Here is a 14,174-nt window from a genome sequence, read left to right as displayed (position 1 = left end):
CCTACAGCATGTGCACCGCGGTGGGGATCGTGGCGCCGAACCACTTGTGCCGCTCGTCGCGGCAGCTGGGGCTGCCCATCGCGAACTTGCGGCAGATGCCCGGGCGTTCGTCGTAGATGGTGCAGCCCGAAGTGTTCGGATCGACCGCCGCGCACCAGCCATCCTCGCCCTTGGCCAGGGTTTCCATGCCGTGTTCGTCGCGATCGATCAGCCACGTGGGCACGTGGTCGTCGGGCATCAGCACCACGGTGAGGCGACAGCACACGGCTTCGCAGGTATTGCAGTGGACGCCGGGGTCGATGCTTTCGGCGTAACGGTCGACGGGCTGTGCGCGGGAGAGATTCATGCGCCAGCTTGGCACTGCCGCGATGAACAGGATGTTGAGGCGACGATCAGTCCGCCTTGTCGTCCCACAACGCCTGCCAGCCATCCGCACCCAGCCGGCGCAGGGTTTCCTGGTTGCGGCGGTAGATCGCGTCGGTGTCGCTCATCTGTTCCATCGCGCGTTCGACGCTGGCTTCGCGCAACAGGTGCAGGGTGGGGAAGGGTGAGCGGTTGCTGAAGTTCTCCACGTCGTCCGCTTCGCTGTCGGCGAACTGGTACTGCGGATGGAAGCTGGCCACCTGCCATTCGCCTTCCAGTCCCAGCGTCTGCACGGCCGCGTCGGCCACGTCGAGGAAGTCGTTGTAGTCGAGGAAATCGCCGAGTACAAACGGATGGATCAGCAGGCCGGTCTCGCATTCCTCCGGCGTCAGCGCGTTGAGCGACTGCAGCTCGCCGCAGAGGTCGTCCAGCAGCGCGTCGGTGTCGCGCGCCTGGCTCACCCGCATGCGCAGCTTGCCCTGCACGTGGGGCGCGCGGGCGAACGGACACAGGTTCAGCCCGATCACCGCCCGTTCCAGCCAGCGCGTGGTGGCCGCCAGGTAGGGCGCGTCCCCGGGCAGGGCGTCGGCGTTCAGCTCGTTGGCGGGGGACGGGATCATGCGATTTCCGGTTCGGGGACGAGCCCGACTATAGCCGTTGCGGGCGGGTCACCGGCACGGACTGGCTGCGGCGCGCAGGTGACGTGCGATGATGTCCGACGCATTCCGGGCACGCGGCTTGCTTGGGTGAAGGTTTCCCTTCGCCGGCCACCGCTGAACGCGGCGTTGCCCGGTCGCATGGTGAGGATGGATTCGTGGATGGTTCGAGCGGCCGGATGACAGGTGCGACCCACCTGGCGCCCGGCGAAAAGCCGGAAGCTCCTCGCCCCGCCGTGGCGCGCGCCGCGGCGGCGACCGCGTGCGCGCCGACGGCCAGTCGTTTCCGCGGACCCCAGCGCCGCCCCGATCCCCGGGCCAGGCCTGCCACGCCCGTTCCGGCGCGGCATGCGCTGGTGCGTCGGCGCCGCGAATCGACGCCACGCGAAGTGCCGGGTCGTCGTGGACGATGGACGGCAGCGTTCGCCGCCTGGCGTCACTTTGCGGCGCGCGTGCCGGCCCTGGTCACCGCCTCCATGCCATCGGCGCCGCGCTATCTTGCACCGGCGCTGCTGGCCGCGGCGTGTCTTGCGATAGCGATCGGCTTTGGCGGTGGGCGCCATCCCGGGCATGCGACGACTCGCGCGACGGCGCAACCGGCGCCCGGAGCGCCAGCCCTGGTCACGGCCGTGCCACCCAGGGAGGTGACCGCTCCAGCGGCGGCTCCGGCGATTCCGCCGTATGCCGCGGAACAGCGGACGCCTCCCGCGCCGTCCGCCGACCGCCTGCTCAGCGAAGTCAGCACGATGGACCTGATGATGCCGATTGCCGAGCCCGACCTGGACATCCGTTCGCGCCACAGCCTGTGGGCCCAGGTGGGCAAGACCTACGGCATCGACCCGCTGTTGCTGTACAGCGTGGCGCTGGTGGAGTCGAAGTCGCTGTATCCGGACGGCCGGGTGGCGCCAACGCCGTGGCTGTTCCGCGTCGACGACCATCTGGTGCGGGGCGATCGCCAGCACGTGCAACTACAGATGGCCGCGGCCAGCCAGTTCGGTTCGGCGGTGCAGGACGTGGGCATCATGCAGGTCTATTACCCGATGCACCGCGACGCGGTGCGCGACCCGCTGACCCTGCTCGATCCGCGCACCAACATCACCGTCGGGGCAAAAATCCTCCGTGACGGCATGCGCCGCACCCGCGATCGCGTGATGGGCGTGGGCTATTACCACAGCCGCACACCCAGCCTGGCCAGGGGTTACGGCACGGCCGTGCTGACCGTCTACGACCGGCTGAAGGCGCAGCATCGCAAGTCGGCCAGGCAGGGGCCGGTGGCGCGCTAGATTCCTCCGGTTGCAGGCGAGCGCCTTGCATCGCGGGGCGGTCGCCCGGATATAGGCAGCACCTCCCGCGGTCACCATCAGCATGTTCCAGCTGCGCTTCGACAACGCCTTCGTCCGCGACCTGCCCGGTGATCCGCAGCAGGGCGCAGGTCTGCGCCAGGTCGAAGGCGCGCTGTATTCGCGGATCGATCCCACGCCCGTGGCTGCGCCGCGGCTGCTGGCGCATTCGGCGGAGATGGCCGCCACGCTGGGCTTCAGCGAAGCCGAGGTCGCTGCGCCGGAGTTCGCGCAACTGTTCGGCGGCAACGCGCTGCTCGACGGCATGCAGCCGTATGCGGCGAACTACGGTGGCCACCAGTTCGGCCAGTGGGCCGGGCAGCTCGGCGATGGCCGGGCGATCTCGCTGGGCGAAGTGATCAATGCCGCCGGCGAGCGCTGGGAGTTGCAGTTGAAAGGCGCGGGCCTGACACCGTATTCGCGCGGCGCGGATGGCCGCGCGGTGCTGCGCTCGTCGGTGCGTGAGTTCCTGTGCAGCGAGGCGATGCATCACCTGGGCGTGCCCACCACGCGGGCGCTTAGCCTGGTCGGCACCGGCGAGCCGGTGCTGCGCGACATGTTCTACGACGGCAACGCGGCCACCGAGCCGGGCGCCATCGTCTGCCGCGCGGCGCCTTCGTTCCTCCGCTTCGGCAACTTCGAACTGCCGGCGTCGCGCGGCGACATCGGGTTGCTGCGGCAACTGGTCGACTTCGCCATCCGGCGTGATTTTCCCGAACTGCAGGGGCAGGGCGAGGCGCTGTATGCGGAGTGGTTTGCCCAGGTCGGCGAGCGCACCGCCGCGATGATCGCGCACTGGATGCGGGTGGGTTTCGTGCACGGCGTGATGAACACCGACAACATGTCGATCCTGGGCCTCACCATCGACTACGGCCCTTACGGCTGGGTCGACAACTATGATCCGGACTGGACGCCGAACACCACCGACGCGCAGCGTCGCCACTACCGCTTCGGCCAGCAGCCGAACGTGGCCTGGTGGAACCTGAGCCGGCTGGCCGGCGCGCTGGCGCCGCTGTTCGCCGACGTGGCGCCGCTGCAGGCGGGGCTGGATCGCTACGCGGCCGCTCATGCCGCTGCCGATCGGGCGAATATCGCCGCGAAACTCGGGTTCGCCGAATGCCGCGATGACGACGTGGCCCTGATGCAGTCGTTGCAGTCCCTGCTGCAGCAGGCCGAGATCGACATGACGCTGTGGTTTCGCGCACTGGCTGACCTCGACATGCGAGCGCCCACGCTGGCGCCATTCGCCGAGGCTTTCTACGACGAGGCGAAACGTCGCGAGGTCGAGCCGGCGCTCGACGACTGGCTGCGCCGTTACGCGGCGCGGCTGGCCGACGATTCGTTGCCGGCCGGACAGCGTCGCGAGCGGATGCGTCTGGCCAACCCCCGTTACGTGCTGCGCAATTACCTGGCGCAGCAGGCGATCGACCGCGCCGAGCAGGGCGACCTCGACGGCATCACCGAGCTGCTCGACGTGTTGCGCCACCCGTACGACGACCAGCCCGGCCGCGAGGCGTTCGCGCAAAAGCGCCCGGACTGGGCGCGGCACAAGGCCGGCTGCTCGATGCTGTCGTGCAGCTCCTGAGCCGGAAAACACGAAGGCCGGCGATGCCGGCCTTCGTGATCGGAAAATGGTGCCCTCGAGACGATTCGAACGTCCGACCTGCCCCTTAGGAGGGGGCCGCTCTATCCAACTGAGCTACGAGGGCAGCGCCGGGATTTTCGCATGGATTGCGCGGTTCTGCTGCTCCCCCTGCCGCCAGAGGGAGGGAGCAAGGCGGTCGCCCCTGCTAGAATGGCGAATTACCGATTTCATCCACGGTGCCGGCAGGCGCCGCATGTCCAGGAGACATCCATGTCCCATGCAATCCTCAGCGCGCTCGGCCTCCACGGCGAGCAGTCCGGCAGTTACCTCGGCCAGGGCGAGTGGTCCAGGACCACCGACGCCGGCGCGCTGCAGCCGGTGAACCCGGCCACCGGCGAAGTGCTCGGCACCGTGCATGCGTCCAGCGCCGCCGATTACGAGGTGATCGTCCAGCGTGCCCAGGCCGCGTTCAAGGTGTGGCGCACCACGCCCGCGCCGCAGCGTGGCGAAGCGGTGCGCCTGTGCGGTGAGGCGCTGCGCAAGCACAAGGACGCGCTCGGTTCGCTGGTTGCGCTGGAGATGGGCAAGATCAAGCCCGAGGGCGACGGCGAAGTGCAGGAGATGATCGACATCGCCGACTTCGCGGTGGGCCAGAGCCGCATGATGTACGGCTCGACCATGCATTCGGAGCGTCCCGGCCACCGCATGTACGACCAGTACCATCCGCTGGGCCTGGTCGGCATCATCAGCGCGTTCAACTTCCCGGTCGCGGTGTGGGCGTGGAACGCGATGCTGGCCACCATCGCCGGCGACATCTGCATCTGGAAGCCGTCGCCGAAGACGCCGCTGTCGGCGATCGCCACGATGAAGATCTGCAACGAGGCGCTGAACGACGCCGGCTTCCCCGACCTGTTCTTCCTGTTCAACGATGCCGGCAGCGACCTGGCGCAGGCCTTCGTCGACGACAAGCGCATCCCGCTGATCAGCTTCACCGGCTCGACCAAGGTCGGCCGCATGGTCGGCGAGCGCGTGGCGCAGCGCATGGGCCGCTCACTGCTGGAACTGGGCGGCAACAACGCGATCATCCTCGATGAAACCGCCGACCTGAAGCTGGCGATCCCGGGCATCGTGTTCGGCGCCGTCGGCACCGCCGGCCAGCGCTGCACCACCACGCGCCGCCTGTTCGTGCACGAGTCGATCTTCGACGGCGTGCTCGACACCCTGGTCAAGGCCTACCAGCAGGTCGAGGGCAAGATCGGCGACCCGACCCTGGCCACCACGCTGATGGGTCCGCTGAACAGCCAGGAAGCGGTGCAGGGCTACCTGAAGGCCGTGGAGAACGCCAAGGCCGCCGGCGGCACCGTGCGCACCGGCGGCAAGGCGCTGACCGACCGCAAGGGCAACTTCGTGCTGCCGACCATCGTCACCGGCGTGAAGAATTCCGACGACGTGGTGCAGACCGAGACGTTCGCGCCGATCCTCTACGTGATGCCGTTCAAGACGCTGGACGAAGCGATCGACATGCAGAACGACGTGCCGCAGGGCCTGTCCTCGTCGATCTTCACCAACAACCTGCGCGCGGGCGAGCAGTTCCTGTCGGCGGCCGGTTCGGACTGCGGCATCGCCAACGTCAACATCGGCACCTCGGGTGCGGAAATCGGCGGCGCGTTCGGCGGCGAGAAGGAAACCGGCGGCGGCCGCGAGTCCGGTTCGGATGCGTGGAAGGTCTACATGCGCCGCCAGACCAACACCATCAACTACTCCGACGCGCTGCCGCTGGCGCAGGGCATCAAGTTCACGGTGTGACGAAAGTCGGCCACGGGCGTTCGTCGTCCGTGGCCGTCCGATGCGCGAAGGCGTTGTGCCACCTCCCTCACGAGTGAGCGAACGATGAGCTATCAACCGTCTTATCGACCGGGCAACACGACCAGTTCGCTGGCGGTGGTGAGCCTGGTGTTCGGCATCCTGACGTGGATCTTGCTGCCGTTCATCGGTGCGCTGGTGGCGATCGTCTGCGGTCACCTGGCACGCGGCGAGATCCGCCGCAGCCCGATCGACAACCGCATGGAAGGTGACGGCATGGCGGTGGCCGGGCTGGTGCTCGGCTACGTCCAGCTGGCCTTGTGCGTGCTGGGCATCTTCCTGCTGATGGCGGTGCTGATCTTCGGTTTCGCGTTTGCCGGCTGGCACTGACGGCGCATGAACAAGGCGCTGCCGGCTCCGTTCGATTTCCGCGGCTTTCGCGTCGTCGTGGCCGGTGGCAGCCGTGGCATCGGCCGCAGCATCGCGCTGGGTTTTGCCGCCGCTGGCGCCGGGGTCTCCATCTGCGCCCGTGGCGCAACAGCTCTCGAGGAAACTCGCCAGGCCATCGCGGCCCACGGCGTGGTCGCGCACGCGCAAGGCTGTGACCTGGCCGATGCGAAGGCGATCGAAGCTTATGTGGCGAATGCCGCCGACGCGCTCGGCGGCATCGACGTGCTGGTCAACAACGCCAGCGGTTACGGCTTCGACGAGGGCGACGAGAGCTGGCTGGCCGGCTTCAACGTCGACCTGATGGCCGCGGTGCGCGCCTCGCGCGCGGCGCTGCCGCATCTCAAGGCGTCGGCTCGCGGCTGCATCCTGCACACCAGTTCGATCGCGGCCTTCCGCCCGCGTGCGAACGGCGCGGCCTATGCCGCGGTGAAGGCGGCGCTGAGCCAGTACACCACCTCGCAGGCGCTGGCGCTGGCCGGCGAGCGCATCCGCGTCAACGCGATCGCGCCCGGCTCGATCGCGTTTGCCGATGGCCTGTGGGAGCGGCGCCGGGTGGAGCAGCCGGAGTTGTACCGCGCCACGCTGGCGAAGATTCCGTTCGGCCGCTTCGGCACGCCGGAGGAAATCGCCCACGCGGCGCTGTTCCTCGCTTCCCCGTTCGCGGGCTGGATCACCGGCCAGACCCTGGTCGTCGACGGCGGGCAGATGCTCAGTGGCTGACTTCCAGTCCACCACGCGCTTCAGCGATCGCGTCGACGACTACGTGCGCTATCGCCCCGACTATCCCGTGGCGCTGCTCGACTGGCTGCAGCGCGAGCAGGGCGTGGACCGCCACTGGCGCGTGGCCGACGTGGGTGCGGGCACCGGCATCTCCTCGAAGATGTTTCTCGATGCGGGTTACCGTGTGACGGCGGTGGAGCCGAATGCGCCGATGCGTGCCGCCGCCGAACAATGGTTGCGCGGGTACGACGGCTTCGATGCCGTCGACGGCCGCGCCGACGCCACCAAGCTGGCCGATGCCAGCGTGGATCTGGTCACCGTGGCGCAGGCATTCCACTGGTTCGACGAGGCAGCGGCACGGCGCGAGTTCGCGCGCATCCTGCGCCCGCAAGGGCTGGTGGCGATCTGGTGGAATTCGCGCCGGCTCACCGGCACGCGCTTCCTCGAAGGCTACGAGGCCTTGCTGCTGCGCTTCGGCACCGACTACACCAGCGTGGCCGAGCGTTACGCCGACGATGCTCACATGCGCGGCTGGTTCGGTGCCGGCTACCGCGGCAGCGCCAGTTTCGGGCACGGCCAGCGGCTGGATTTCGACGCGCTGCGCGGGCGCCTGATGTCGTCCTCGTATGCGCCGCAGGCGGGGCATCCGCAGCATGAACCGATGCTGCAGGCGCTGCGCGAACTGTTCGACAACTGCGCCGAAGACGGCACGGTAAGCTTCGATTACGACACCCGCATCTTCGCGGGCCAACCGGTCTGATCCATGTACGACATCCTGCGCCCGCTGCTGTTCCAGCTCGACGCCGAGAAGGCACATCACCTCACCCTGTACGGGCTGGGCGTGGCCCAGCGCAGCGGCTTCGCCCGCTGGATCGCCAAGCCGCCGGCGGACCTGCCCACCACGGTGTTCGGCATCACCTTTCCGAACCCGGTCGGCCTGGCGGCCGGCCTGGACAAGAACGCCGAATACCTGGACGCGCTCGATGCGCTGGGCTTCGGCTTCATCGAAGTCGGCACGGTCACGCCGCTGCCGCAGCCGGGCAACGACAAGCCCCGCATGTTCCGCCTGCCAGGGCACGAGGCGATCATCAACCGGCTCGGCTTCAACAATGGCGGCGTCGATGCGCTGGTGCGCAACGTGCAGCAGTCCAGCTACCACGGCGTGCTCGGCATCAACATCGGCAAGAACAAGGACACGTCGAACGAGAAGGCGGTCAACGATTACCTGACCTGCCTGCACAAGGTCTACGAACACGCCAGCTACGTCACGGTGAACATCTCCTCGCCGAACACAGCCGGACTGCGCGACCTGCAGCAGGAAGCCACGCTGTACAAGTTCATTTCCGTGCTGCGGGCGGCGCAGGAGCGGCTGGGCTCGCAAGCCGGCAAGCGCAAGCCGATGCTGCTGAAGATCGCCCCGGATCTGTCCGAAGCGGAGCTGGATGCCATTGCCGAGGTGCTGCTGCGCACCGGCATCGACGGGGTGATCTGCAGCAACACCACGATCGATCACGAGTCGGTGGCGGATGACCCGCGCGGCGGCGAGGCGGGCGGCCTGTCCGGCAAGCCGCTGTTCGCGCGTTCCACCGCGGTGCTGGCAGGCATGCACAAGCGCCTGCAGGGACGCATTGCGCTGATTGGCGTGGGCGGCATCCTTGAAGGCAGCGACGCCGCCGAAAAACTCGACGCCGGCGCCTCGCTGGTGCAGGTCTACTCGGGCCTGGTCTATCGCGGCCCGCACCTGGTCGGCGAATGCGTCAACGAAATCCGTCGCCAGCGCGAGGCCGCCCATGCCGTCTGAGCGCACCGACATGGGTGGTTACACGCTGATCGAAAATGCCTCGCTGGCGACACGCAACACGCTGCGCGTCGATGCGCGCGCCACGTTGCTGGCGGAAATCCGCGACGCCAGCAAACTGCCCGAACTGCTCGACTTTCCTGCCGTGCGCAACGGCCGCCTGCTGGTGCTGGGCGAGGGCAGCAACATGCTGTTCACCGGCGACTTCGACGGCACCGTGCTGGCGATGGAAACACGCGGCGTGCAGGTGGAAAGCGACGGCGACAGCGCACGCATCGCGGTGGCCGCGGGCGAACGCTGGGACGACTTCGTGCGCTGGACGCTGGGCCAGGGCTACGCCGGCCTGGAAAACCTGATCCTGATCCCCGGCACCGTGGGCGCCGCGCCGATCCAGAACATCGGCGCCTACGGCTGCGAAGTGGCCGAATTCGTCGAAAGCGTGGAAGCGTGGGATACCCGCCAGCACCGCGTGGTGACGCTGGACCACGCCACCTGCGCATTCGCCTATCGCGACTCGCTGTTCAAGCACGAGCCAGGTCGCTACATCGTCACCGCCGTGCGCTTCGTGCTGCCCCGCCACCGCGCACTGCGCACCGACTACGCGGGCATCGACGAGCAGCTGGCGCGGATGGGCATCGACAAGCCCGCACCTTTCCACGTCGCCGAAGCCGTCGTGCACCTGCGCACGAGAAAGCTGCCCGACCCGGCCGTGATCGGCAACGCCGGCAGCTTCTTCAAGAACCCCATCGTCGACGCCGCGCTGGCCGATGCGCTGAAACGCGAGCATCCCGAACTGGCCGCCTGGCCGCAGGCCGACGGCCGCTGCAAACTCTCCGCCGCGTGGCTGATCGAAGCCGCCGGCTTCAAGGGTTTCCGCGAAGGCGATGCCGGCATCTCGAACCGGCACGCGCTGGTGCTGGTCAACCACGGCCACGCCACCGGCCCCCAACTGTGGGCGCTGGCGCAGCAGGTGATGCACGGCGTGCACGCCAGGTTCGGCGTGGAGCTGGAACCTGAGCCGGTGGTGATCGGCGCGCGCTGAGCGGTTGTGTCGGCGCGCACCCTGTGCGCGATGCTTTTGCCTGTTCTTGTGCATCAGAGCGAGAAGCTTTCGTCTGCCTGCGGCAGCCGAGCCACCTTTCTTTGTGTGGCCAGAGAAACGTGGCCCAAAGAGAGGCCACCCCGCTTCCGCGCTTTCCGGGCTTCCTGCCCGGAAAGTCCGCGAGTCGGGGTCGGGCTTTTCGACAGGGCATCCTGCCCTGGCGAAAAGGAGCCGACATCCCTGTCGGCTCCCGCTACGCGGCCTGTCGACCCCGCCTCGCCGCTGCAGAGGGGCCCCGGGTAGAGCGACGCGCATCCTGCGCGTACTTTTCAGAAAAGCCGGATCAAGAGCAGAGCTGCGGCAACCCGGAGCTTTGCTCTGGCTTTTTTGCTTTTGCTTTTCAGCTTCATCATCGAGTGCGCGCTGGGAGCGCGCTGCTCTACCCGGGGCCCCTATGGCGCGGCGGGCGGGCGGAGGAAAGGCCCCGCAGGGGTGGCCGGCAGGGATGCCGGCCAGTTCGACGTCAGTCCATGGATGGACTGTCGGCGAACCCCGTAGCCCGCCCGCGCACCCGCAGGGCAGGATGCCCGGAGGGCGCGCCATCGGGGTGGCCTTTCTCTTGGGTTACTTTCTCTTTGGCCACTCAAAGAGAAAGTGACTCGGTCGCCGAAGGCGATCGACCGCTCTGCACTTGAATTCAGTTCTCCCGCTTTGAGCCAAAGCGCCCCGCGCGCGCATCAATCGCGAACCCGCTTCTCGATATTCGGCAGAAACACCGTGATCAGCCCCATCAGCGGCAGATACGCGCACAGGCCATAGACATATTCGATGCCGTGCGCGTCGGCCAGGCCACCGAGTATCGCGGCGCCGATGCCGCCCATGCCGAAGGCGAAGCCGAAAAACAGTCCCGAGATCATGCCGACGCGCCCGGGAATCAGCTCCTGCGCGTAGACCAGGATCGCCGAGAACGCCGAGGCCAGGATCAGGCCGATCACCACCGTGAGCACACCCGTCCACATCAGGTTTGCGTGGGGCAGCAACAGGGTGAACGGGGCCACGCCCAGGATCGACACCCAGATCACCCACTTGCGCCCCACGCGGTCGCCCACCGGTCCGCCGATCAGCGAACCGGCGGCGACGGCGAACAGGAACACGAATAGGTGCACCTGGGCGCTCTGCACCGACACGCCGAACTTGTGGATCAGGTAGAAGGTGTAATAGCTGCTGAGGCTGGCCAGGTAGAAATACTTGGAGAAGATCAGCAGGCCCAGGATTGCCAGCGCGCCTATGATCTGGTTGCGCGACAGGGCGATCACGTCCAGGTGCCGCGATGGCGACTTGCTGCGCGCCACGTGATGGCGGCCGTACCAGCGCCCCACCTGCAGCAGCACCACGATGGCCAGCAGGGCGGCCAGCGAGAACCAAGCCACGCTGCCACGCCCGTGCGGCACGATGATCCACGCCGCCAGCAGCGGACCCAGCGACGAGCCGGTGTTGCCGCCGACCTGGAACAGCGACTGCGCCAGGCCATGTCGACCACCGGAAGCCATCCGCGCCACCCGCGACGATTCCGGATGGAACACCGACGAGCCGGTGCCGACCAGGGCCACGGCCAGCAGCAGCACGGGGAAATTCGGCGCGACCGCCAGCAACAGCAGGCCGCACAGGGTGAAGCCCATGCCGACCGGCAGCGAGTAAGGCATCGGTCGCTTGTCGGTGACCATGCCCACCAGCGGCTGCAGCAGCGAGGCGGTGAGCTGGAAGGTCAGGGTGATCAGGCCGACCTGGGCGAAGCTCAGGTGGAAGCTTCCCTTCAACAACGGATAGATCGCCAGGATCAGCGACTGGATCATGTCGTTGAGCATGTGCGCGAAGCTGATTCCGCCGAGCACGGCGAACTGGGTGGGTTCGCTGGCGGGGATGGCAGTCGTGGATGCGGGGATCGCGGAAGGGGAGAGCGGAGCGCTTTCGACGCGGGTCTGCATGGGCGGTGTTTGACTGGGTGGGGTACGACGCGGGGAGGCCCTACCTTAGGACAGTGGCGGCGAACCCGCATGTGCCGGGGGTACCGTGCCGCGTGGCTGTCATCTTCCCGTCAAGCGCGTGCGGCAGACTGAGCCGGGGATGACCCGTCGCGGCCGTCGTCACCCGGGCCTTGCCCCTGCCGCGCTACGATGTCCCGACGTATTCCTGCATGAGCCAAGCCGGTGTCACCATGAACAGCCGCCTGATCCACGAGAGCTCGCCGCCCGGCACCGCGACGCCGGCCGCCAACGATGCCTCGACGGCGATCGCGCCGGCGGTGGACCTCGGCGATCCCCGGCTGTTCATCCACCGCGAGTTGTCGCAGCTGCAGTTCAACATCCGCGTGCTGGATCAGGCGCTGGACGAGCGCACGCCGCTGCTGGAACGGCTGAAATTCCTGCTGATCTTCTCGCGCAACATGGACGAGTTCTTCGAGATCCGGGTGGCCGGGCTGAAGGGCCAGGTGGCGCTGGATCACGAGCTGATCGGTCCGGACGGCATTCCACCGAAGCGTGCGCTATTGATGATCAGCGAGATCGCGCACCGGCAGATCGAACGGCAGTACGCGATCCTCAACGAGCGCATCCTGCCGGAGCTGGCCGCGCAGGGCATCCGCATCGTGCGGCGCCAGCAGTGGACGCAGAAGCAGAAGCTGTGGGTGCGTCGCCATTTCCGGGCGGAGGTGGCGCCGCTGGTGACGCCGATCGGACTGGACCCGACCCATCCGTTCCCGTTGCTGGTCAACAAGAGCCTCAACTTCATCGTGCGGCTGGACGGTGTCGATGCGTTCGGCCGCGACTCCGGCCTGGCCGTGGTGCCGGCGCCGCGCGTGTTGCCGCGGCTGATCCAGATGCCGGCGGAGATCTGCGAGGGCGGCGACAACTACGTGCTGCTGTCCTCGATCATCCATGCCCACGTGGACGAGCTGTTCCCCGGCATGGACGTGCTCGGCTGCTACCAGTTCCGGCTGACCCGCAACGCCGACCTCACGCTGGACCCGGAGGACGTCGAGGACCTGGCGCTGGCCTTGCGCGGCGAACTCTATTCGCGCCGCTTCGGCGATGCGGTGCGGCTGGAAGTCGCCGACAACTGTCCCAGGGACCTGGCCGAGCACCTGCTCAGGCAGTTCGGCCTGACCGAGTCGGAGCTGTACGAGGTGAATGGCCCGGTGAACCTGGCGCGGCTGTTCCGCATCGCCAGCCACGTGAACTACCCGCGCCTGCAGTACCCGCCATTCACGCCGGCGCTGCCGAAGGAATTGCGCCACACCGACGACCTGTTCCAGGTGATCGGCAAGCAGGACGTGCTGCTGCTGCACCCTTACGAATCCTTCGCGCCGGTGGTGGACCTGCTGCGCCAGGCCTCGGCCGACCCGCAGGTGCTGACGATCAAGCAGACGCTGTACCGCACCAACGCGAATTCCGAAATCGTCGACGCGCTGGTCGACGCGGCCCGCTCGGGCAAGGAAGTCACTGCCGTGGTCGAGCTGCGCGCGCGCTTCGACGAGGAGTCGAACCTGAGCCTGGCCTCGCGCCTGCAGCAAGCCGGCGCGATGGTGATCTACGGCGTGGTCGGCATCAAGACGCATGCGAAGATGATGCTGATCCAGCGCCGCGAGGGCAGCGAGCTGGTGCGCTATGCCCACCTGGGCACCGGCAACTACCACAGCGGCAATGCGCGCCTGTATACCGACTACAGCCTGCTCACCTCCGACGAGGCGCTGTGCGAGGACGTGCACAAGCTGTTCAGCGAACTGACCGGCATGGGCACCGTGCTGCACATGAAGAAGCTGCTGCATGCGCCATTCACGCTGAAGCCCCGGCTGCTGGAAATGATCGCCGGTGAAGCGGCGCACGCCGCGGCGGGCCGGCCGGCGCGGATCATCCTCAAGCTCAACGCGCTGACCGAACCGAACGTCATCCGTGCGCTGTACCAGGCTGGCATGGCCGGCGTGCAGGTCGACCTGATCGTGCGCGGCATCTGCAGCCTGCGGCCGGGCATCGAGGGCGTGTCGGAGAACATCCGGGTGCGTTCGATCATCGGCCGCTTCCTCGAACACAGCCGCGTGTACTGGTTTGCCAACGACGGCGAGCCGCGACTGTATCTCTCCAGCGCGGACCTGATGGAGCGCAACCTCGATCGCCGCGTGGAGACGGCGTTCCCGATCGAGGGCAAGCGGATGCAACAGCGCATCCACGAGACACTGGAGCTGTGCCTGGCCGACAACGTGGGCGCCTCCGTGTTGCAGGCCGACGGCGAATACCTGCGCCCGCTGCCGGCTGCCGGCGAACCGGTGCGCAACATGCAGGCCGGGTTGCTGGAGAGGCTCTGCGGGGTTGTCACCGGCCGGTGACGCGCGCACCGCCGGCTTGTCCACCGTTTCCGTTCCATC

12 protein-coding genes and 1 tRNA gene are annotated in these 14,174 nt (G+C 67.8%); 9 read left to right on the top strand and 4 right to left on the bottom strand.

The features are described from left to right. Window position 1: 1 nt before the first annotated feature. Together I6J77_RS10275 and I6J77_RS10270 are read right to left on the bottom strand one after the other, a co-directional pair. Entirely contained in the window at window positions 2-346 is a 345-nt protein-coding gene (locus tag I6J77_RS10275) for a YkgJ family cysteine cluster protein (RefSeq protein ID WP_204108897.1), read from the bottom strand. 46 nt (window positions 347-392) lie between these two features. Then, a complete protein-coding gene (locus I6J77_RS10270; protein WP_204108896.1) occupies window positions 393-983 on the bottom strand; it encodes a DUF1415 domain-containing protein in 591 nt (196 codons plus the stop codon). 215 nt (window positions 984-1,198) lie between these two features. On the opposite strand from I6J77_RS10270, the gene I6J77_RS10265 reads away from it, so the two are divergent. Together I6J77_RS10265 and I6J77_RS10260 are read left to right on the top strand one after the other, a co-directional pair. Further along, a complete protein-coding gene (locus I6J77_RS10265) occupies window positions 1,199-2,302 on the top strand; it encodes a lytic transglycosylase domain-containing protein (RefSeq protein WP_239308914.1) in 1,104 nt (367 codons plus the stop codon). Window positions 2,303-2,384: 82 nt separating this feature from the next. Continuing rightward, on the top strand, window positions 2,385-3,944 hold the full coding sequence (locus I6J77_RS10260) for a YdiU family protein (protein WP_204108895.1): 1,560 nt from the start codon (window positions 2,385-2,387) through the stop codon (window positions 3,942-3,944). Window positions 3,945-3,991: 47 nt separating this feature from the next. Here I6J77_RS10260 and I6J77_RS10255 read toward each other — a convergent pair. Next, window positions 3,992-4,068, bottom strand: a tRNA-Arg gene (locus I6J77_RS10255). A gap of 146 nt (window positions 4,069-4,214) precedes the next feature. Here I6J77_RS10255 and I6J77_RS10250 point away from each other — a divergent pair. From I6J77_RS10250 to murB, 6 genes are all read left to right on the top strand, one after another. Further along, a complete protein-coding gene (locus I6J77_RS10250) occupies window positions 4,215-5,750 on the top strand; it encodes an aldehyde dehydrogenase family protein (protein ID WP_204108894.1) in 1,536 nt (511 codons plus the stop codon). 84 nt (window positions 5,751-5,834) lie between these two features. Then, window positions 5,835-6,137 carry a DUF4190 domain-containing protein gene (locus I6J77_RS10245; RefSeq protein ID WP_056718182.1) on the top strand — a complete coding sequence of 101 codons (303 nt, stop codon included), beginning with the start codon at window positions 5,835-5,837 and terminating at the stop codon, window positions 6,135-6,137. Between the two features lie 6 nt (window positions 6,138-6,143). Continuing rightward, on the top strand, window positions 6,144-6,917 hold the full coding sequence (locus I6J77_RS10240; RefSeq protein WP_204108893.1) for an SDR family NAD(P)-dependent oxidoreductase: 774 nt from the start codon (window positions 6,144-6,146) through the stop codon (window positions 6,915-6,917). Next, window positions 6,910-7,677: a class I SAM-dependent methyltransferase gene (locus I6J77_RS10235; protein ID WP_204108892.1), complete on the top strand. Its 768-nt coding sequence runs from the start codon at window positions 6,910-6,912 to the stop codon at window positions 7,675-7,677. The genes I6J77_RS10240 and I6J77_RS10235 overlap by 8 nt, the downstream gene beginning before the upstream one ends. Window positions 7,678-7,680: 3 nt before the next feature. Continuing rightward, on the top strand, window positions 7,681-8,718 hold the full coding sequence (locus tag I6J77_RS10230) for a quinone-dependent dihydroorotate dehydrogenase (protein ID WP_056766184.1): 1,038 nt from the start codon (window positions 7,681-7,683) through the stop codon (window positions 8,716-8,718). A 10-nt stretch (window positions 8,719-8,728) separates the two neighbouring features. Further along, on the top strand, window positions 8,729-9,757 hold the full coding sequence (murB, locus tag I6J77_RS10225) for a UDP-N-acetylmuramate dehydrogenase (RefSeq protein ID WP_204111458.1): 1,029 nt from the start codon (window positions 8,729-8,731) through the stop codon (window positions 9,755-9,757). 737 nt (window positions 9,758-10,494) lie between these two features. Here the strand turns inward: murB and I6J77_RS10220 are convergent. Further along, entirely contained in the window at window positions 10,495-11,742 is a 1,248-nt protein-coding gene (locus I6J77_RS10220; RefSeq protein ID WP_204108891.1) for an MFS transporter, read from the bottom strand. A gap of 230 nt (window positions 11,743-11,972) precedes the next feature. Here I6J77_RS10220 and ppk1 point away from each other — a divergent pair, with 230 nt between their 5' ends. Continuing rightward, on the top strand, window positions 11,973-14,135 hold the full coding sequence (ppk1, locus tag I6J77_RS10215; RefSeq protein ID WP_204111457.1) for a polyphosphate kinase 1: 2,163 nt from the start codon (window positions 11,973-11,975) through the stop codon (window positions 14,133-14,135). Window positions 14,136-14,174: the final 39 nt, after the last annotated feature.

Origin of the sequence: Rhodanobacter sp. FDAARGOS 1247 (assembly GCF_016889805.1) — a bacterium.
Taxonomy (GTDB): Bacteria; Pseudomonadota; Gammaproteobacteria; order Xanthomonadales; family Rhodanobacteraceae; genus Rhodanobacter.
The sequence above is the reverse complement of the archived record's forward strand: the minus strand, read 5'-3'. Positions and strand labels throughout refer to the sequence as shown.

Coding starts and splice junctions, on each gene's coding strand:
- I6J77_RS10260 (WP_204108895.1), top strand. CDS start 2,385: ATGTTCCAGCTGCGCTTCGACAACGCCTTCGTCCGCGACCTGCCCGGT.
- I6J77_RS10230 (WP_056766184.1), top strand. CDS start 7,681: ATGTACGACATCCTGCGCCCGCTGCTGTTCCAGCTCGACGCCGAGAAG.
- ppk1 (WP_204111457.1), top strand. CDS start 11,973: ATGAACAGCCGCCTGATCCACGAGAGCTCGCCGCCCGGCACCGCGACG.
- I6J77_RS10270 (WP_204108896.1), bottom strand. CDS start 983: ATGATCCCGTCCCCCGCCAACGAGCTGAACGCCGACGCCCTGCCCGGG.
- I6J77_RS10220 (WP_204108891.1), bottom strand. CDS start 11,742: ATGCAGACCCGCGTCGAAAGCGCTCCGCTCTCCCCTTCCGCGATCCCC.
- I6J77_RS10245 (WP_056718182.1), top strand. CDS start 5,835: ATGAGCTATCAACCGTCTTATCGACCGGGCAACACGACCAGTTCGCTG.
- I6J77_RS10265 (WP_239308914.1), top strand. CDS start 1,199: ATGACAGGTGCGACCCACCTGGCGCCCGGCGAAAAGCCGGAAGCTCCT.
- murB (WP_204111458.1), top strand. CDS start 8,729: ATGGGTGGTTACACGCTGATCGAAAATGCCTCGCTGGCGACACGCAAC.
- I6J77_RS10275 (WP_204108897.1), bottom strand. CDS start 346: ATGAATCTCTCCCGCGCACAGCCCGTCGACCGTTACGCCGAAAGCATC.
- I6J77_RS10240 (WP_204108893.1), top strand. CDS start 6,144: ATGAACAAGGCGCTGCCGGCTCCGTTCGATTTCCGCGGCTTTCGCGTC.
- I6J77_RS10250 (WP_204108894.1), top strand. CDS start 4,215: ATGTCCCATGCAATCCTCAGCGCGCTCGGCCTCCACGGCGAGCAGTCC.